The organism is Pseudalkalibacillus hwajinpoensis, assembly GCF_039851965.1.
In the GTDB taxonomy this organism is placed as follows: domain Bacteria; phylum Bacillota; class Bacilli; order Bacillales; family Guptibacillaceae; genus Guptibacillus; species Guptibacillus hwajinpoensis_E.
In genome coordinates this window covers 3286666-3305244 of the sequence record NZ_CP156674.1, presented here as the reverse complement: position 1 = coordinate 3305244, position 18579 = coordinate 3286666, and the positions used below count along the sequence as shown (strand labels likewise).

The window sequence follows — 18579 nt, the reverse complement described above, 5'->3', positions numbered from 1 at the left end:
AATAACAGTGGGGGCTGTACGATGAAAAAGAGCTGGATAACACAGGTAGCCATCTTTACAAGCATCTTTCTTCTTTTCATTCTTTCTGCATGTGGAACAACTAGTGAGAATGATCAGGTTCGGGTAGCAGAGGTGACACGTTCGATTTTCTATGCACCACAATATGTTGCGATTTCTGAAGGGATTTTTGAAAAACACGGAATTGACGTAGAGCTCACGACCACGTGGGGCGGCGATAAAACGATGACTACACTTCTTTCAAACGGAGCTGATGTCGCACTAGTTGGTTCGGAGACATCGATTTACGTTTATGCACAGGGCACAGACGATCCTGTCATTAACTTTGCGCAGCTAACGCAAACCGATGGTACTTTTCTTGTTTCAAGAGAGAAAATTGATCATTTCGCGTGGGAAGACCTGAAAGGCAGCACCTTCCTTGGGCAGCGTAAAGGCGGGATGCCACAGATGGCGGGTGAATTTGTTCTTAAGAATAAAGGAATTGATCCACAGAATGATCTAAACCTCATTCAAAATATCGACTTCGCCAATATTTCTAGTGCATTTGCGTCTGGAACCGGGGACTATGTTCAACTTTTCGAGCCAACAGCAAGCGTATTCGAGGAACAAGGTGTCGGGCACATCGTCGCTTCATTCGGTAAAGAATCTGGTACAATTCCATACACAGTTTTTATGGCTAAAGAAAGTTATTTAGAGAAGAACCCTGATACCGCAAAACGTTTTACAAAAGCCCTTTATGATGCCCAGCAATGGGTTGATACACACTCAGCTGAAGAAATCGCCAAATCAATTGAACCATTTTTCCAGGATACAGATCTTGAACTTATCACAACCGTCGTTGACCGATACAAAAGCCAGCACTCCTTTGCAACAAATCCGATCCTTGATCAAGAAGAATGGGATAATCTCCAAAACATTATGGATGAAGCAGGCGAGCTTCCTGAACGAGTGGACCACAGTAAGCTCGTGAATAACCGCTACGCTGAAGATGCTCAAAAATAGGAGGAAATAAGATGTCTTTCCTTCAACTTGAATCTGTCACTCACGTTTATTTAACGAAAAGTGAAGCAAAGGAAGCCATTTCAGATCTCTCCTTTTCAATTGATGAGGGAGAATTTGTTTCCATCCTCGGTCCAAGCGGGTGTGGAAAATCCACCTTACTTTCAATCATCTCCGGATTAATACAATCGACTGAAGGGATCATTACCCTTCAAGATAAAATAATTGATAGACCCGGAGAGCGAATGGGCTACATGCTCCAACAGGATTATTTATTCCCATGGAAAACGATTGAAGACAATTGTTTTCTCGGATTAAAGCTTTTGAACCGACTTACAGAAGAGCGAAAAGCAAAGACATTAGAGCTGCTTGATGACATGGGGTTACGCGATGTTCGCCATGCCTATCCAGATCAACTTTCAGGAGGAATGCGACAGCGAGTAGCATTAGTACGCACACTCGCTACGGACCCTGACCTTCTATTGCTTGATGAACCTTTCTCTGCCCTTGATTATCAAACAAAATTAAAGCTTGAAGATCTTGTATTTATGACGTTAAAAGAACATAAAAAAACAGCGTTACTAGTGACACATGACATCGGAGAAGCAATTGCCATGTCAGATCGGGTCATTCTTCTTTCGCCACGCCCTGGAAAGATAGCCAGAACTTTTCAAATTCCTGCTTATCTTCGGGAGCTCATCCCTTTTGAGGCGAGGAACGACCCTGCTTTCCCTGAACATTTTCAGGAGATATGGAAGGAGCTCGATTCTCTTGAACAATCTCCAGCTTGAGAAGCAGCATTCGTCCTATATCCAAAAGTTAAAGCGGGAAAAAAGAGAAGTGTTAAGCTGGCAGGTTTTTATTCTCCTTGGGTTTCTCACTGTGTGGGAAGCAGCCGGACGAATGACCTGGATTGACCCTTTACTTTTCAGCTATCCAAGTAAGATTTTTTCTCTCTTCTACGCCAAAATAAGTGATGGTTCTTTAATCGTTCATACTGGTGTGACACTACTAGAAACGATTGCTGGTTTTATTCTCGGTACAGCACTTGGCACTATTTTTGCAACTGGATTATGGTGGTCACGAAAAGCATCAAGAATTTCAGACCCTTACCTTGTAGTGTTGAATTCCATGCCAAAAGTAGCGTTAGGTCCAATTATTATCGTAGCCCTCGGGCCTGGTTACCTTTCAATCATTACGATGGGGGCATCAATTTCCATCATAATCACTACCCTTGTGATTTACCATGCATTCCATACAGTCGAATCTAATTACGTAAAGGTCATTCGATCATTTGGTGGAAACAAACAGCAAATTTTTCGCGAAGTGATTTTACCCGCTTCGTTTCCAGCGATTATTTCTACGTTAAAGGTGAACGTCGGGCTTTCCTGGGTAGGTGTTATTGTAGGGGAATTTCTCGTATCGAAACAGGGGCTTGGCTATATGATTATTTATGGATTCCAGGTATTTAACTTCACACTCGTGTTATTAAGCCTGTTAGTCATCGCAGTATTCTCATCTATCATGTACCTCGGAGTAGAATGGTTGGAACGTAAATTAATCAAACATTAGCTTCTCATCATGAGAGGCTTTTTTTTGTTGCAAATGGGCAAACTAGTTAGCCCGAGCTTACAATACTGACATATGTCTACACGTCTAGCCACTGGCAAAATGATTGCTATAGACCTACCCGAATTCGATCTGCTAGCATAAAGAAGAACAAATTACTTATGAAAACAGGTGAAGAAAATGAATGAAGCATTGAGAGGCGTCTGGCTCAGTATTACAGCTTATTTAATTCTATCCGTTTTCAAGCTCGGTGCTGGCTATCTCTATGGTTCAGAAGCTTTGCTTGCGGATGGCTGGAACAACGCATCTGACATCGTAGCCTCCATTGCTGTCTTAATAGGGATGAAAATCGCCCTTAAACCAGCTGATCGCAATCATCCATATGGTCATTCCAGAGCAGAAACAGTTTCCTCACTCTTTGCGTCGTTTGTGATGATGGCAATTGGACTGCAGGTGCTTTTTCATACCGCTACCGTTTTACTGGATGGCCCAAAAGAGTCCCCTCCCCTTAATTCAGCCTGGATTGCATTAATCGGTGTTATCGTCATGGGGTCTGTCTATTTTTATAATCATAGACTTGCAACTAAAACAAAAAGCCATGGACTGATGGCCGCAGCAAAAGATAATTTATCAGACGCCCTGGTCAGCCTGGGCGCATTTATCGGTATTATTGGAGCACGTTTTGATATGTACTGGCTCGATCCTCTGACCGGATTTATTGTTGGGCTTATTATTTGTAAGACCGCATTCGGCATTTTTAAAGAATCCTCCCTTATGCTTACCGATGGTTTTGACAAAGAAAAGCTCAACGAAATTCAAGATACGATTCAGGCGATTGAAGGTGTGGAAGCCCTGGTGGATATTAAAGCTCGTATGGCGGGGAGCAGCGTCATTGTCGATGCGGTTGTTGAAGTGGCTCCGGAATTAAATATTGAAGAGGGTCATTCGATTACAGACAAAATTGAAGAAAAACTTGAGAAAGATCACGATATCCACAACACCAATATTCACGTTGAACCAGGAAAACGAAACCTATAGAAAAAAAGTCCAGGACGAGGAGACTGGACTTTTTCTATTTCACTTTCTTTAAATGTTGGAGACTATAGGAAAGCACCTTGTCCTTCATCATGAAACTGTAACGCTCATTAACTTGAAGGTTTTCAGGAAGCTGTTTTAAAAGCACAGGACCTTTTGTCTCCAAATAATCTGCCTTTGCAATTAGCTCCTCAATAACAGCATAGTAAACATTCTTAATGATTGTACCGCCTTTTCCTTCGACTCGGTACTGTCCAATAAATTGAAGATCATTCACAACACCGCCGGTCTCCTCAAACACTTCTCTCACGGCAGCATTCTCTGCGGTTTCCCCCTCCTCCACTTTTCCACCAGGAAATTCAATTCCCCTTCTGGAATGTTCAGTAAGAAGCCACTCACCTTCATAGCAACAGATTACCCAAACATGTTTGGGTGCTTTTGAAAAAGGCTGGTCTGAAAGAGAATATGTCACTTGGTTGTTATAATAGTCTGTAAACCTAAATTCGCTCATTTTATAACCTCGTCCTTTAGTTTCTTACTTTATTGTAAAAGAGTAATTGATTGTTGTCCAATCATCCTTTCAATTAAAGACACTGTTAAAGTTTGCTTTTGGTAAGACTCTTTCCAAAATCAAATCAAAAAGCGCACGGACAAATTGTCGCGCGCGCTTCCTTTATTTGATCGTAAAGTTTTTAATAATCCAGTGGTTATCTTCATACAGGAATTTAATTTCGATCGTGTATGAACCATAGAGATCAGATTGATTTGATTGAACTAGCTGATATTCATATTCGTTAAGCTGAGTAAGCTCATATGGGTTATCAGAATTCATCCATGGAAACAGCTCAGTTGGAACAATATAGAGCGCACCGTCCCGCTCTTCAAAATAAGAAGTTGTAATCTTTTTTGCCAGATCTTCAGAAGCAACTTCTCTCAGGTGATTGTTAATTTCTTCTTCAGAAGAAAAGTTTTTCACCTGATACTGATCGTCCGTGTCTTGAACGATGCGATTAATAAATTCATCAGAAAGCTTCTCAACTTCTAGCTTCTCGACTGCGATTGTTTTCGCTTCGGCTTTATTTTCGATCGAGAATAAAGAAATATTAGAATGATTTTCTGCTACCTTTGACAACTCTGCTCCACAACCCGCCGTTACGCTTAACATGCCAATTATCATGATTGCATTTATGTATTTCTTCACGGTAATCATCCTTTTTAGTATAGTAAAAGTGCGGTATAGTACACTCTTACCTTCCTAGGCAAGGTGTCAAACTAACCAGGGGGATTTTAAGTCTTTTTTACTACAACAAAGTCTATAACTTGCTTTATTTTAAATGATAGGAGCTAAGTCTTTGAAAGATCTATGGAATGAACGGTTTTCCATCTATGCCAGACATCGCCTCTTTTATATAACCTATATACTAAAAGGTCGATTTGTCATTGCCCTTTTAATGCCGCTACCTTTGGGAGTGCCTACTACAATCAACTACTCAATTGGTTGCCAGCTATAACGCCTATTCCAATTTTAATCGCAGTAGTTGAGCGCCGCAATCAGTCTACAGGGAGTTAAGCTTTTCCTTTTAGCTCCTGATGTCGTTTTCCTCACACCTTTTGAAGCTCGCTTAAAGCCAAATATTATTCGAAGCTATTTTATTTCGCTGCTCCGTTCATTACCATTGATTGCACTGGCTTATCTCATTTGTTTGCCACTGATGTCTGGATATTCACAGGGTCAGCTTACATTCGTAGCGATCTTAGTAGGTATACTTAGCATACTGTCTCTTTTCGGGCTATTCCTCTCTTATCAATCTCCATTTCGATTCATACGAATTTTAATCTTTATCGGGTCTTATTTTATTTTGATTTCTATTCTAAATGAGGATTATTTTACAGCAGCTTTGTTGATGTTCTTGTTCGTTTCATACCTCATGTTTCTTTATCAAAAAAGATAAAGACTTCGCTTTACAAAGCTAATCGAGCTTGAAGCTTCACAAACTGCTGCTTTCGAACAATTTGCAAACCAATTTATCGGTATCCCATCACTAAGAAATAAACTAAAGCCAAGACCCTACTTAACGTGGATCATTAAATGGATCCCCGTGAGGCATCCAATTGAATTCATCTATATGCGAACATTTATCCGAAAAGGGAATTACTTTTGGATTTATATGGGATTAGTCTGTATAGGGGCTATATTTCAGTTTTTACTTTAAAGAATCATTCTTCCTTTTTATTACTGTTCCTTTATTTCTCTGGCTTACAAAAAGTCACATTTATGTATTACGAAAAGAGCTGATTCGAGAAACGTTTCTCCCTCCTCTTCAACGAGGTGGTCCAACTTTAACCAGCAATTATATGGTATTAGTCTTATTGCTCATCCAAGCTATCCTGTACAGCCTCCTCCAGCTCCCTTCACTTCTTACCTGTATTATCATACTCGAAGGATTCGCCTCTTCTTATGTATTAATCCGAAAACACAAATGAACCGGCATCGGCCGGTTCATCCTTCACTAGCAATAAGGGTTGTAGTTAGCGCCGCCAACATTTCCTGGGCCCTGGCCATATCCACCAAGTGCGCCCGCTCCAACAATAATCAATAAGATAAACAGGACAACAATTAACGCAAAGCCTTTACCATATCCTCCGCTCATCTTTATCCCCCTCTATTCATTCTTTAACTACATTATTACAATATGTATGTGCTTTTATTTAGGAAGGGCAAGTGCGGAGTTAAACACAAAAAAATAGAGGCCGTGGCCTCTATTTTTTTGTATTATGATTGAGTGCAGACAGAACGCCCATTTCCTCAATTTTTTGCTTTGTTTCAGGAGTGCCTAATTGATGTACGATTCGATACAAATCGTAAATAGCTTCATCTGTCCAGTTACGATGGCTATCCACTTCTTTTTCTTTATAGTGATTCACTGAGAAGAAGTCATTCTGTTGTACATATTTCTGTGATCTTAGCTTCTCAATGACCCGTTCAACCTGTATAAGCTCTTCCCGGTTAGCCTTTATTTCAAAAGAATTCAGTTGGCTATCAATATTCGTTTCGTGAAGCTCACCTTTAGGTGTTACATAATACGTTTCTCGTACCATTGTTTTTCACCTCCATGGATATTAAACAGGACTAACTTCTGAGTGACTATACCCTTTATATTCGTGCCCTGCCGCATCGATTGTCTTTTCAACTGTGTCTAGACGAGAGCGAAATGCACCTACATCTCGTCCGTTATCTTTCGCCTCTTGAACACGTTCTTCATAATTTAATTCCTCTGTTGCTTCAGCTTCGACGTGAAATTGCTTCTTATCGTGATCTACAATAACTAGAATGAATTTCTCCATTGTCTGTACCTCCTAAATTTACCTATCCTGTTTGTGACATTACCCGTTTCAATCACATATTAATCTTTTCTTGTTAGGCGAAAAGTCATCGATTTGTGGTAAAATGAAGGGATGAATCTATAAAGATAGTTCAGGTGATGATCATGAATTTTACAAAAACGCCTCATCATGGGGTGACTGAATCCGACCTCTCTGCCCCTTTAACACCTTTAAAAGCTGCGCAAACATTTCAAAATAATGATGAGCAAGCTTTTTTTAATGCGCTTGAGGAAAAGGGAATTCGTTTAAACCAAAGACAGACAAAAGCAGTCCAGCATACAGAAGGACCACTATTAACAATAGCCGGTGCCGGTAGCGGGAAGACATCCGTTCTTACAGCGCGAACCGCCTTTCTGATAACAGTGAACGAAAAAAACCCGGCAAACATTTTACTAATAACGTTTACCCGAAAGGCTTCTGAAGAAATGCGCGAGCGTATTAGCTTGCTCCCAGGTGTATCGACGCAAGATGCCAGAAAATTAACAGCCGGTACGTTTCACTCGATCTTCCTTAAGTTATTAAGAAGTCTTGGGTACAACCAGAAGATTCTTAACAGCGAACGTCACAAGCAAATTATCATGAAGAATATTCTTAAGAAAATGAAAAGTCCAGAAGCATCTCTTCCAGAGATCATGCTTTCATCAATCTCATCTTGCAAAGTCAAGATGATGGATCCTAATGATGTTCCAGAAAGCAAAGAAACAAATGAATTAAAAGCTGCTTATTCTGAGTATGAAAAATGGAAAACATTAAACCGCTATATGGATTTTGATGACATCCTCGTCTTCACCTACCGTGAATTCTTACATAATCCGGAGCTTCTAGCCAAAATGCAAAATCGATTTCAATATGTACTTGTAGATGAGTTTCAGGATACGAATCCGATCCAATACGAATTAATCAAACAAATTGCAGCCCCACAAAACAACCTGTTCGTTGTAGGGGATGATGATCAGGTTATTTATTCTTTCAATGGAGCCAACAGCTCCATTATCCTTGAGTTTGATAAAACCTATCCTGATGCGGCGGTCGTCACACTTGATACTAACTATCGATCTGCCCCACCAATCGTCGGGCTTGGGAATCACGTGATTAAACACAACACTTATCGTCGCGCAAAGATTATGAATGCGACAGATAAAGATGGGGAACAGCCTTACTATCTTCGTCCAGCAACGACTGAGGATGAGGCAGGTCATATTCTGACTCATATTCGTGAGCAGCAGCGGAACTGGAAAGATATCGCAATCCTCACGAGGACATATACAAATGCGAGAGCGATCTTTGAACAGCTTATTGAACAGGATATTCCTTTCAATGCACAGGGAATGAAGCAGGTTTTCTACGAACAGTCTGTTATTAAAGGAATGATGGACCATCTTCGTCTTGCTTATGAACATCAGAATCTTGATGCAACAGCAGCGATTCTTCCTTCATTGTTCATTAACCAGGAAGCAGGAATGCGCCACATCGAAATGGAGAATTTTGTAGAACCGTCTGAATTTCCACTTACTCATTTAAAAACCTGGAAAACCTTGCGTGATTTTCAGAAAAAGTCAATTGATCGTCGGATGGAATTAGTCAAAGAAGCTAGTCGACATCAGCCGCAAAAAGCCATACAGCTTCTTCGTGATGATTATATGAAGCATTTAGACAACGCAAACGATGAAGCATTAACTGTTCACAAAACAACACTGAAAGAAATGATGGATGAGCTAGAATTTTCCAGCTCTCGTTTTGAAACGATTCCTGAATTTCTGGCTTACGTTGATCGCATTATTCAGCGTTTTAATGAACATAAGAAAAAAACGGGGACACCTAACGCAATTTCACTCCTTTCTATTCATCAGGCCAAGGGGTTGGAGTTTCCGATTGTTTATGTGATTGGTGCATCAGAAACCATTCTTCCGCACGTTTCTGCACTGAGTACGATGAAAGATAAAGAAACATCTCATAAACAATTGTATATGAAAAATCCCATCGCAGACTTAGAAGAAGAACGCAGGCTTTGTTACGTGGCCATTACAAGAGCAAAAGAAGAACTTTACATTAGTTCACCTGAAAAACATCTTGGCAAACAAACACCTGTCTCGCGTTTTTTAACAGATGCCTTTAAGAAAGTCGTTAAACAAGAAGGCAAAACAGTGAAAGCATGGGTATGTACGGGAGAATTCTGCAAAGGATGGATGAAAATAACGGATCAAGGAGAACCTAAAGAGAAACAGTGCCCACTGTGTAACCTGCCTATGATCATCTCACATAAGCCTGTTTCCACTCGTTAACTTATGTCACCCTGTTAAGCATTGTTGCGCTTTGATTACAGTTCATTTAAGAGAAGTTTAACGTGGCTTTTTTGATCTCCAAACGTGCTATAGTAGAAAAAAACGCGCAACAGGAGGGCTCCGATGAGCAGCATTCGTTATGAAACCATCTTTCAGAAACAGCTTGCAGACGGGACAGTCATTGGAATTATGGATTACCTTGAAGGCAAGCTGATTAGACTGAATTTAAATGACAAGGAGCCGGAGTATCTCAACCCGGAATTAAAAGAATTCTTTCAACAAGAACGGATGAAAGTAAATCCTAAGCAATAATAAATAAGTCAAGGAGTCTCCTGCTGGAGGCTCTTTTTTTAACGCTCTTCTTCGTATAAATACGAACAATTGATACATAATAAAAACATTTAATATGGTAGTAAACTAAATTCACTCGATCAGTAGTTATTTTTACCTATATTTATAAAAAAGGTTTGATATAAAAAATGAAAAGGGTATATCAGTAGTAGCAAAGGATATTGCTATATTAAAGGAGGAAGTCATTATGTTGAAACAAGTACTCGTTATTGTTGGTATTGTAGTCGTAGTTGCATTTGTTGTTAGCGCGTTATTCTAGAAAACAACAAAAAAACAACAAAAATTATCGTTATGAATCAAGCAATTATAATGACTAAATCAAGGAGGAATAGAAATGGTACGTACAATCCTAATGATTATTGGCGCAATTGCCGTAATCGCTGCAATTATTTCATTTATTTAATAGCAGACAGCATCAACGATATAGATCTTTTCCATATTTATATTTCAAAAAATCAGCCGGGCACAATGCCCGGCTGATTTTTCATTTTTCTTCAATCATTTTTCTTCATGTTATTCTTTACTTCATCGACTTTGGACTTAGGAATGTATATAAAGATCGCTTGCTTTTTGCTATTCATATAAATCTCCTTCAGGGTTATATTTATGATCATCCACATTCATTCTACTTTATTTATCCATCTATAAGCAATTATCACTTATAACTCTTATTGAAAACAATGCTATAGTACTAAAAGTTCTGTCTATGACAGTTCATTATAGTCACAACTGTCAAGAAATCGATAAATCTATCGCTTCTTTTGCTTCTGGTGTATTGATATACTGTTAGTAAACTGCCTGTATCTGTTTTTGTGAAAAGATCACAATAGAAGAATATGAAGGAGTGAGTTAATCTTGTTTAACCAACCATTAAAATTATTTCGAGGCGTCGGGTATGCAGAAGGGATTTCCTTTCTATTGTTACTAGGAATAGCGATGCCGCTTAAATATCTTATGGACCTCCCTATGGCGGTCACAATTGTAGGAGCATTACATGGGGGGTTATTCGTCCTATACCTCATCGTTATTCTTTACGTAACCATAGTGAAGCGCTGGTCGTTTACTAAAGCACTCCTTGCAGCTATTTCCTCTGTCATTCCATTTGGACCTTTTATTTTTGATGCACGTCTTGTTAGAAACTCCGAAGCATAAGGAAGCCGAACCACTCTGGTTCGGCTTTTTTGTGCATTGGTCCAATTACTAAAATAAAATGACCTCTTTCGATAAGGTAACACGCTCAAGTTCTTCTCGATTGATTTCGAACCCGATACCATCCCCGTCAGGAACGGCTATCAAGCCTTCATTCATTGTCACGGCAGGGAGAATAAGATCACGTTCCCAATAACGTGATGATGCCGAAACATCTCCTGGAATGGTGAAGTTAGGGAGACTGGAAAGCGCAATATTATGCGCACGCCCTATCCCTGACTCAAGCATGCCTCCACACCATACCGGAATACCGCGCTGAGCACATAAATCATGAATTTTCTTGCTGATGGACAATCCTCCAACTCGCCCTGGTTTAATATTGATCACCCCACAGCTTTCGAGATCAAGTGCCCTTCTAGCATCGTCATAAGATGCGATACTTTCATCAAGACAGATCGGTGTCACTAACTCTTTCTGCAAGATTGAATGATCAACGATATCATCTGCAGCAAGAGGTTGTTCAATCATTAAGAGTCCAAACTCATCAATCGCTCTTAGTCGGTCAATATCGTCTAGCGAATAGGCTGAGTTCGCATCCGCCATTAATTGGATGTCAGGAAACGCATTTCGAATGGCTTTAATAATAGCGATGTCCTGTGAGGGCTTGATCTTCACTTTAATGCGCTCATATCCTTCCTCAATGCGCTTGCTAATTTCGTAAAGCATTGCCTCTGGATTGGATGCCCCAACAGCTACTCCTGCTTTAATACTTGTAGCCAATCCTCCTAGCGCTTTTGCAAGACTGATTTCTTCTTTTTTGGAAAAAAGGTCCCAAATTGCTCCTTCTATCGCGAATTTAGCCATTGGATTCCGTCTGATTCCTTTGAAAAGTTTCTCCACCTCCGAAGGGTGTTTAAGCTGTGTATCCATTAACTTCGGTATCATAAAATCCTTTAGCATATGCCATGAAGTAACAAGTGTTTCTTCTGTGTACCAGGGGGAAGTGAATGCGACTCCTTCACCGAACCCTGTATACCCATCAGCGTCAATCACTTCAACGATGATAAGCTCTCGATTTGAGACCGTTTCAAGACTGTTCGAAAAAGGGGTTTTCAGAACCATTTTAACGTGATGGAGTATTACTGAATGGATGTTCAACTTGACCATTGTCCTCCTTTTTTAAGTAACGTTCGCTGAAGTTTATTAGCCCCATTTCTCGGAAGCTCACTTACAAATGAAATGCTTTTCGGCAACTTATATCCTGCCAGCCGTTCTGATAGAAATGCAAGCAGCTCCCCCTCTGTAACACCATCATCTCCTCTTACGACAAACGCAATTGGAACTTCTCCCCATTTCTCATCTATCATGCCTGTAACTCCTGCATCTTTTACCTCTTTATGTTCAAAAAGGGCAGCTTCTATTTCAGCAGGATACACATTTTCACCACCAGAAAGAATGAGATCCTTTCTGCGATCAAGGACGAATAGAAAGCCATCCCCATCAAGGTAGCCAATATCACCAGTGTGAAGCCAACCATTACGAAGCGAGAGCTCCGTTGCTTCTTTCCTTTTCCAGTAACCCTTTGTTACTGTAGGGCCTTTCACTAGAATTTCGCCGTGCTCCCCTTGAGAAAGCATTTTTCCATTATCGCTAATTTTCACCTCGGATGGAAATAGTGCCTTACCAGCAGACCCTTGCTTATCGAGCATATATTCGGGAGAAAGCGTTACAAGCTGTGAAGCTGTTTCTGTCATCCCAAACGTCTGAAAAACAGGAATATTTTTAGTCTCGCAAATTGAAAGAAGCGGGTATGGAGCCGGCCCACCTCCGAGAAGAACACAGCGAAGTGTTGAGGGATAATTTTCATCCGCAAGATCATCAAGCATCCGTTTTAGCATTGCGCTTACTACCGATACAACTGAGATACCCTCTTGTTGGATTGATTGATTAACGGAATGCGGGTCGAATCGAGGTTGGATGATCATCGTAACGCCATAAATGACACTGCGTAATAAAATTGAAAGTCCACTCATGTGAAACATTGGTACTGCACACAACCACCGGTCCTCGGTGTGAAGCCCGAGATTTAAACTGGAGCTTACAGCGCTCCACCAGTGATTTCCGTATGTGAGCATTACACCTTTTGGTTTTCCAGTAGTGCCAGAGGTATACATAATCGTGTGAAGCTGATCCAGCGAAATGATAGTCTCTAATTCATCTGAATTCGGATCGGGAATAAGCGCTTCCCAGATCACTAATGTCGAGTTCGCGTCTCCAAGCGCGTTCAGTGCCTTATTTTCAAGTTCGGCATCTGCAATCACAAAAGAAAGCTCAGCGTCTTCCACTTGAAACGATAGCTCCGGTCCTGTTAACCGATGATTCAATGGAACAATAACAGCACCAATATACATCAAAGCATGTAAACAGACTGCAGCATTCAATCCATTCTGCATCAGAAATCCAATATGCTGCCCCTTCGCTATTCCTTCATTTTTCATCCCATTTGCTATCCCAATTGATTTTTCATTTAGTTCTTTATACGTCAGTTGCTGATTATTTTCGATAACGGCTATTCTTTCAGGCGTCATTGAAGCACGTTTATGCAGCCAATTCGGCATCGTTTCCATCGTAAAACACCCTTTCCTCTCGTAAAAAACAGCTTGATGGGGCCCCATCAAGCTGTTAGCATGCTATTAAGGAAAACGCGGGAACTGTTTAAAGTCAGGCTTGCGTTTTTCTTTAAATGAATCGCGTCCTTCTTTCGCTTCATCAGTTGTGTAATAAAGAAGGGTAGCGTCTCCGCCCATTTGCTGAAGACCAGCAAGGCCGTCTGTATCTGCGTTAAGAGATGCTTTTAAGAAACGGAGAGCTGTTGGTGATTTATCAAGCATTTCTTGAGCCCACTGAACTGTTTCAGCTTCAAGCTGATCAAGTGGCACAACGGTGTTAACAAGTCCCATATCAAGTGCTTCCTGTGCATTGTATTGACGGCAGAGGTACCAGATTTCACGGGCTTTCTTATGGCCGACGATACGAGCGAGATAACCAGCACCATAACCTGCATCAAAGCTTCCTACTTTAGGACCTGTTTGTCCAAAAATAGCGTTGTCAGCTGCGATTGTTAAATCACAAACAACGTGAAGAACATGGCCACCACCAATAGCATAACCTGATACCATTGCGACAACCGGCTTAGGGATCACACGAATCAAACGCTGAAGGTCAAGAACGTTCAAGCGTGGGATTTCATCATCACCTACGTATCCACCGTGACCGCGCACACTCTGGTCTCCGCCTGAACAGAAGGCTTTGTCTCCTGCTCCCGCCAGAACAATAACCCCAATATCTGAGTCATCTCTCGCAAAAGCAAATGCAGTAATCAATTCATTAACTGTCTTTGGTCGGAATGCATTGCGAACTTCGGGACGGTTGATCGTGATTTTCGCAATTCCATCATACGTTTCATAAAGAATGTCTTCAAATTCTCTTTCAGTTTTCCATTCAATCATGTGAATGCTCCTTTCGTATGTAAAAAATGAAGTACAGTGGTTATACATGCTTTTCAAGAAAAGCTACTACCATTTTATCAAAGATTTGCGTTTGTTCTACATGTATTGTATGCCCTGCGTCATTAATTTGCACAATATCCGCTCGAGGAATAGCTGATGCCATCCTTTTCGCAATCGAAATAAATTTATTATCATACTCTCCCGTGAGCAATAGAACAGGAATTCCTAACTCATGTAAGGACTCCCAGTAGGATGGTTGAGCACCAGTCCCCATCCCGATTAAACTATTTGCAAGTCCTACCTCGCTATTTGTTATCCGCTGTTCTCTCAACTCACTCTTCAGAGCCTCAGATAGATGCTGCTGGGAAGAAAACAATGGAATCGTCTCCCAGTACGACACAAATTCAAGCATACCCTCATCCAGTATTTTTCTTGCCAGGGCATAATCTTTACGAATTCGTTCTTCTCGTTCCTCCACTGTCCGAAGACCTGGAGAACTGCTTTCAAGAAGAAGCGTTTTCACGTAGGAGGGATATTGCATAGCAAACGACAGGGCGAGCCTACCTCCCATTGAGTAACCAAGAAGATGAACATGGTCAAGCCGACATATATCAAGAATTTCTTTTAGAAAGCGACTCATCGCTTCCATTGTATATAACGAAGCATCGGCCGGTTTACTGCTTTCTCCATGTCCGATTAGATCAATAGCAATGATTCGATAGGAAGAAGACCATTTGTTAATAAAAGACTCCCAGGTTAACGCATTCCCTGTAAAACCGTGGAGAAGAACAATTGTTTCTCCTTTTCCCTCATCGATTATATGAAAGTTAAGATTATCGATCGAAATCTTCATGTGAAAGCTCCTTGCTCACGCGTGAGGTTGCCTCGTTAATACTGGCAAACACCTTTTTATGCAGCATGATGTTTACTTGTCGATCTGTCGGCACCTCTATAATGCTAAGACCTCTCTGTGCTGTGCTACCCTGAAACGCTGATCTGAATTCTCCCCAATTCGAAACCCGATCAAAGCTTGCTCCATAAAGGTTAGCCGTATGTTCATAATCCAGACCCAGAGGTGTTCCGAAGAGCTGTTCAAAATGCTTATCATACTGCCTTTGTGGGAGGAAGGAGAAAATACCTCCTCCATCATTGTTAACAACAATAATTGTCATATTTAAGTCATAGAGCTTCGCAAGAAGAAGTCCATTCATATCGTGATAGAACGATAAATCTCCAATCACAAGAACAGAAGATGAATACGAAACACTCGCTCCGAGTGCAGTTGACACAATACCATCAATCCCGTTAGCTCCACGATTCCCCATAACTTCCGGAGAATTATTCTCAGGTAAAAGGAAATTCTCAAGATCTCTGATTGGCATGCTATTGCCAACAAAAAGCAACTGATCAGCCTGCATTAATTTACTAAGCTCTCTAAACACGCTTCCTTCAAACAATTCCTCTTCCTCATATGAGGATAATAACCCTATTGCTTTAGCATTTAACGCCTGCCATTTTTCTATCCATCTTCCGTTGCTGGTATTTCTTTCAATGACACTTAGAAGACTCTTAGCAAAGCGAATTGGTGTGACTGATGGCATGTCGGAGCTCATTAGCGTCGGATCACGGAAGCCGTTCTCATCCACAACGACCTGTACAGCATCAGTTAGGTCTTTAATAAACAGCATATATGCTTTAGAAACAGGCATTGCTCCAAATCGAAGAATAACGTCAGGATGAAGCTCAGACGCTACCTCCCCTCTGAGAAGTGCATCGTAACTACTAATTAATAAAGGCTCACCCGGAATCCGACATTTCGAAAGGGGATCAGCAAGCACCGGGAACTGAAGAGCGTCCGCAAGCTTAAAGATAAAATCTGCTAATTCAGGATTTTCCTGTGGTCCAACTACGATCACTCCTTTTTTACTCTCTACCAGGTTTGCATAGTAAGTGATCGCTTCCTCATTCAGCATGGTTGTGTGTTCTGGAACACTCACCCAGGGCTCGTTGTTCACTCTACCATCAGAGAAAAGTCCTGAATAGGAAAGATCCGGTATAAGTGGGTCTCTGAATGGAAAATTCAAATGAACCGGACCTGCAGGAGCCATTGCCGAAACACTAGCAGCTCTTGAAGCCGTCGTTCTTATGTAGCGAATTAAATCTGGAGACGAATCCGGCACTGCCATTTCCATAAACCACTTTGGGAAGTCTCCGAATAACTTAAGTTGATTTATCGCCTGCGGTGCGCCGTTATCTCTTAACTCATGGGGGCGATCCGCGGTTAAAACAATGAGAGGAACTCGCGATTGAGCTGCTTCAATAACTGCAGGATAATAATTCGCACCTGCTGTCCCAGATGAACACAAAAGAGCAACAGGCTCTCTTCTTGCTTTGGCTATCCCAAGCGCGAAGAAGCCTGCTGAACGTTCATCGACGTGAACCCACACCTTTAAGGAAGGGTGCTCTGCCATGATCATTGCAAGAGGGGTTGAGCGTGATCCCGGGCTGATGACAACGTGTTTCACACCTGATCGAAACAATTCATCTACAAACGCCCCAACGTAGTTCGACAGTATTTCTTGATCAGTCATATTGATTTCCCCCAAGTGCTGTAAGCATAGGTTTAAACTTCATCTTTGTTTCTTCGTATTCACTCTGAGGATCCGAGTCTCCAACGATTCCACAGCCTGCATATAACGTAGCTTGATTCCCGTTAAGTAATCCAGAACGAATGGCAACAGCAAATTCGCCATTTCCTTGAAAATCCATCCAACCAACAGGTCCTGCATACCAGCCGCGATCAAGATTTTCAATCCGTCTAATTTCCTCAACGGCTTCTTCTTGCGGAAAGCCACCCAGAGCCGGTGTAGGATGAAGCCTCTCCACCATGCGAAGGAGACTTGTTCCCTTTCCAGCTCTTGCGACAACCGGCGTATATAAATGTTGAATATCCGGCGTTTTCAACAACTCTGGTACTGAAGGAACCTGTACAAATTCGCATTCTTCTTCCATAGCGGTACGAATCATTTGAACCACAAGGTCATGTTCGATCCGATTCTTCTTGTCATGTAAAAGAATGTTACCAAGCTCACCATCTTCTTCAGCAGTTTCCCCTCTTTGAATTGAACCAGCAAGACACGTTGAATAAACCTGTTGGCCATCTCGTTTTACCAATCGTTCAGGAGAGGCTCCCAAAAAGCATTGATTTCCGTACTCAAAAGCGAATAAATAGCTATCACTTTGTTGTTTTTTGAGTCTTTTTAACGTACGTGATGAGGAAAAGGAGTTGGAAGACTGTAGCTTAATTTCACGAGCAAGGACAACTTTTTCAAGTTTGCCTTCTCTAATACTAGCTGCAGCACTTTGCACTGTTTCTTTCCAATCATTCGGTCGTATTTCTTCTATAGAAAAGTCCTCACCTTTTAAATATGGCTCATCGTTTAAATCTGTTAATATGAGATGGTGCTTATTAAGTAACTTTTCGGATAAACCCTCTGCATCATCTTCTCCATTTACAATCGCATTAATCGTAAGCCAGGCATTATTTCCTGCAGACGTTATCATTAATTCAGGAAGGATCATTCCTCCCTCAGGAAAGTGATCCCAACTTCCGTTATCTGGTGCAGAGGGGTCAAATGAGAATCCCCCTAATAATACAGGTCCTACACCTGGTCTAGCAGGAGCACCATCAATAACAGAGGTTTGAAGGAATTCTTGCCATTCCTGCTCGATCATCCGAAATCGGTCTGAACGTGCCTCAAATTGCTTCATTCGTCCAAGACCAACTATGGTTGTATCATTATCCGGATCAGACCAGAAGGTGCGATCATTCTGATACCCTGACGAACCAGCTGCATAAAAGGAGAGGGGATCGACAGCAGCTATTGATAGCACCTGACTAACAAGCACGGACGTTCCCCGCTTTTCTGCCTTGCTTACACCTTGATGAAGCAGGCTATATAGTTCTTGATGTTGTATTGTAGACACCGTCTTCTCCCCCCAACTTTCTCTCCATGCAAAAGCGGACCGAGTCAGCCTCGGCCACAGTTACTTAAAGGATACACCTGTCTGGCTCAAACTGTCAACGAAGCGGATTGGACGCTTATCTATAGATTCCCCATCTCAAGAAAAAAAACCATTCCAATACTCCGCAGATGCCTCTTTCAAATTAAAATGGCTGCATAGACTGATAATGTGAAACTTCCTTCAGACTGGGCTTTGCTTTATCTCCTTCTGAAGGTGGGTTGAACAAATCGCACCTTTAGAAGCAGTTAATCTCCAAC

The 18579-nt window shown here is 41.3% G+C and carries 18 protein-coding genes and 2 pseudogenes; 9 read left to right on the top strand and 11 right to left on the bottom strand.

What is annotated here, in order from left to right; translation table 11 throughout:
• Positions 1-21: 21 nt before the first annotated feature.
• The 4 genes from ABFG93_RS17025 (at position 22) to ABFG93_RS17010 (ending at position 3624) form a co-directional block, all read left to right on the top strand.
• The gene (locus ABFG93_RS17025) at positions 22-1020 is read left to right on the top strand and encodes an ABC transporter substrate-binding protein (protein ID WP_347549198.1); all 999 of its coding nucleotides are present in this window, start codon (positions 22-24) and stop codon (positions 1018-1020) included.
• A gap of 11 nt (positions 1021-1031) precedes the next feature.
• Positions 1032-1808: an ABC transporter ATP-binding protein gene (locus tag ABFG93_RS17020; protein WP_347549197.1), complete on the top strand. Its 777-nt coding sequence runs from the start codon at positions 1032-1034 to the stop codon at positions 1806-1808.
• Positions 1789-2589: an ABC transporter permease gene (locus ABFG93_RS17015; protein ID WP_347549196.1), complete on the top strand. Its 801-nt coding sequence runs from the start codon at positions 1789-1791 to the stop codon at positions 2587-2589. The genes ABFG93_RS17020 and ABFG93_RS17015 overlap by 20 nt, the downstream gene beginning before the upstream one ends.
• Positions 2590-2766: 177 nt before the next feature.
• Positions 2767-3624 carry a cation diffusion facilitator family transporter gene (locus ABFG93_RS17010; RefSeq protein WP_347549195.1) on the top strand — a complete coding sequence of 286 codons (858 nt, stop codon included), beginning with the start codon at positions 2767-2769 and terminating at the stop codon, positions 3622-3624.
• 34 nt (positions 3625-3658) lie between these two features.
• On the opposite strand, the gene ytkD is transcribed toward ABFG93_RS17010, so the two are convergent.
• The gene (gene ytkD / locus ABFG93_RS17005; RefSeq protein WP_347549194.1) at positions 3659-4132 is read right to left on the bottom strand and encodes an RNA deprotection pyrophosphohydrolase; all 474 of its coding nucleotides are present in this window, start codon (positions 4130-4132) and stop codon (positions 3659-3661) included.
• A 162-nt stretch (positions 4133-4294) separates the two neighbouring features.
• A complete protein-coding gene (locus ABFG93_RS17000; RefSeq protein ID WP_347549193.1) occupies positions 4295-4822 on the bottom strand; it encodes a hypothetical protein in 528 nt (175 codons plus the stop codon).
• 151 nt (positions 4823-4973) lie between these two features.
• Between ABFG93_RS17000 and ABFG93_RS16995 the strand changes: the two genes are divergently transcribed.
• Together ABFG93_RS16995 and ABFG93_RS23155 are read left to right on the top strand one after the other, a co-directional pair.
• On the top strand, positions 4974-5132 hold the full coding sequence (locus tag ABFG93_RS16995) for a hypothetical protein (protein WP_347549192.1): 159 nt from the start codon (positions 4974-4976) through the stop codon (positions 5130-5132).
• A 27-nt stretch (positions 5133-5159) separates the two neighbouring features.
• A pseudogene (locus ABFG93_RS23155) lies at positions 5160-5834 on the top strand (ABC transporter permease).
• A gap of 366 nt (positions 5835-6200) precedes the next feature.
• Here the strand turns inward: ABFG93_RS23155 and ABFG93_RS16990 are convergent.
• From ABFG93_RS16990 to ABFG93_RS16980, 3 genes and pseudogenes are all read right to left on the bottom strand, one after another.
• Positions 6201-6272, bottom strand: a pseudogene (locus tag ABFG93_RS16990) (YjcZ family sporulation protein); the annotation flags it as partial.
• Positions 6273-6381: 109 nt separating this feature from the next.
• Positions 6382-6720, bottom strand: coding sequence for a hypothetical protein (locus ABFG93_RS16985; RefSeq protein ID WP_347549191.1), 339 nt, complete (start codon positions 6718-6720; stop codon positions 6382-6384).
• Positions 6721-6741: 21 nt separating this feature from the next.
• Positions 6742-6966 carry a hypothetical protein gene (locus ABFG93_RS16980; RefSeq protein ID WP_347549190.1) on the bottom strand — a complete coding sequence of 75 codons (225 nt, stop codon included), beginning with the start codon at positions 6964-6966 and terminating at the stop codon, positions 6742-6744.
• A gap of 143 nt (positions 6967-7109) precedes the next feature.
• Here ABFG93_RS16980 and ABFG93_RS16975 point away from each other — a divergent pair, with 143 nt between their 5' ends.
• The 3 genes from ABFG93_RS16975 (at position 7110) to ABFG93_RS16965 (ending at position 10790) form a co-directional block, all read left to right on the top strand.
• Positions 7110-9287 carry a UvrD-helicase domain-containing protein gene (locus tag ABFG93_RS16975; protein ID WP_347549189.1) on the top strand — a complete coding sequence of 726 codons (2178 nt, stop codon included), beginning with the start codon at positions 7110-7112 and terminating at the stop codon, positions 9285-9287.
• 123 nt (positions 9288-9410) lie between these two features.
• On the top strand, positions 9411-9599 hold the full coding sequence (locus tag ABFG93_RS16970) for a hypothetical protein (protein ID WP_347549188.1): 189 nt from the start codon (positions 9411-9413) through the stop codon (positions 9597-9599).
• A gap of 894 nt (positions 9600-10493) precedes the next feature.
• Positions 10494-10790, top strand: a complete 297-nt coding sequence (locus ABFG93_RS16965; RefSeq protein ID WP_347549187.1) for a DUF3817 domain-containing protein — start codon at positions 10494-10496, stop codon at positions 10788-10790.
• Positions 10791-10838: 48 nt separating this feature from the next.
• On the opposite strand, the gene menC is transcribed toward ABFG93_RS16965, so the two are convergent.
• The 6 genes from menC to ABFG93_RS16935 all read right to left on the bottom strand — a co-directional run bounded on the left by menC (position 10839) and on the right by ABFG93_RS16935 (position 18283).
• A complete protein-coding gene (gene menC / locus ABFG93_RS16960; protein ID WP_347549186.1) occupies positions 10839-11954 on the bottom strand; it encodes an o-succinylbenzoate synthase in 1116 nt (371 codons plus the stop codon).
• Positions 11942-13414, bottom strand: a complete 1473-nt coding sequence (locus ABFG93_RS16955) for an o-succinylbenzoate--CoA ligase (RefSeq protein ID WP_347549185.1) — start codon at positions 13412-13414, stop codon at positions 11942-11944. The genes menC and ABFG93_RS16955 overlap by 13 nt, the downstream gene beginning before the upstream one ends.
• Positions 13415-13480: 66 nt before the next feature.
• Positions 13481-14296, bottom strand: a complete 816-nt coding sequence (gene menB, locus ABFG93_RS16950) for a 1,4-dihydroxy-2-naphthoyl-CoA synthase (RefSeq protein WP_347549184.1) — start codon at positions 14294-14296, stop codon at positions 13481-13483.
• Positions 14297-14336: 40 nt separating this feature from the next.
• Positions 14337-15149 carry a 2-succinyl-6-hydroxy-2,4-cyclohexadiene-1-carboxylate synthase gene (gene menH / locus ABFG93_RS16945; RefSeq protein ID WP_347549183.1) on the bottom strand — a complete coding sequence of 271 codons (813 nt, stop codon included), beginning with the start codon at positions 15147-15149 and terminating at the stop codon, positions 14337-14339.
• Positions 15130-16887 carry a 2-succinyl-5-enolpyruvyl-6-hydroxy-3-cyclohexene-1-carboxylic-acid synthase gene (menD, locus tag ABFG93_RS16940; RefSeq protein ID WP_347549182.1) on the bottom strand — a complete coding sequence of 586 codons (1758 nt, stop codon included), beginning with the start codon at positions 16885-16887 and terminating at the stop codon, positions 15130-15132. The genes menH and menD overlap by 20 nt, the downstream gene beginning before the upstream one ends.
• Positions 16880-18283 carry an isochorismate synthase gene (locus tag ABFG93_RS16935; protein ID WP_347549181.1) on the bottom strand — a complete coding sequence of 468 codons (1404 nt, stop codon included), beginning with the start codon at positions 18281-18283 and terminating at the stop codon, positions 16880-16882. Before ABFG93_RS16935 ends, menD begins: the two co-directional genes overlap by 8 nt.
• Positions 18284-18579 lie beyond the last annotated feature (296 nt).

Bases quoted from the DNA above. Each gene is read 5' to 3' on its own strand.
- ABFG93_RS17025 (WP_347549198.1), top strand. From the start codon at position 22: ATGAAAAAGAGCTGGATAACACAGGTAGCCATCTTTACAAGCATCTTT.
- ABFG93_RS17020 (WP_347549197.1), top strand. From the start codon at position 1,032: ATGTCTTTCCTTCAACTTGAATCTGTCACTCACGTTTATTTAACGAAA.
- ABFG93_RS17010 (WP_347549195.1), top strand. From the start codon at position 2,767: ATGAATGAAGCATTGAGAGGCGTCTGGCTCAGTATTACAGCTTATTTA.
- ytkD (WP_347549194.1), bottom strand. From the start codon at position 4,132: ATGAGCGAATTTAGGTTTACAGACTATTATAACAACCAAGTGACATAT.
- ABFG93_RS16985 (WP_347549191.1), bottom strand. From the start codon at position 6,720: ATGGTACGAGAAACGTATTATGTAACACCTAAAGGTGAGCTTCACGAA.
- ABFG93_RS16980 (WP_347549190.1), bottom strand. From the start codon at position 6,966: ATGGAGAAATTCATTCTAGTTATTGTAGATCACGATAAGAAGCAATTT.
- ABFG93_RS16975 (WP_347549189.1), top strand. From the start codon at position 7,110: ATGAATTTTACAAAAACGCCTCATCATGGGGTGACTGAATCCGACCTC.
- ABFG93_RS16970 (WP_347549188.1), top strand. From the start codon at position 9,411: ATGAGCAGCATTCGTTATGAAACCATCTTTCAGAAACAGCTTGCAGAC.
- menC (WP_347549186.1), bottom strand. From the start codon at position 11,954: ATGGTCAAGTTGAACATCCATTCAGTAATACTCCATCACGTTAAAATG.
- ABFG93_RS16955 (WP_347549185.1), bottom strand. From the start codon at position 13,414: ATGGAAACGATGCCGAATTGGCTGCATAAACGTGCTTCAATGACGCCT.
- menB (WP_347549184.1), bottom strand. From the start codon at position 14,296: ATGATTGAATGGAAAACTGAAAGAGAATTTGAAGACATTCTTTATGAA.
- menH (WP_347549183.1), bottom strand. From the start codon at position 15,149: ATGAAGATTTCGATCGATAATCTTAACTTTCATATAATCGATGAGGGA.
- menD (WP_347549182.1), bottom strand. From the start codon at position 16,887: ATGACTGATCAAGAAATACTGTCGAACTACGTTGGGGCGTTTGTAGAT.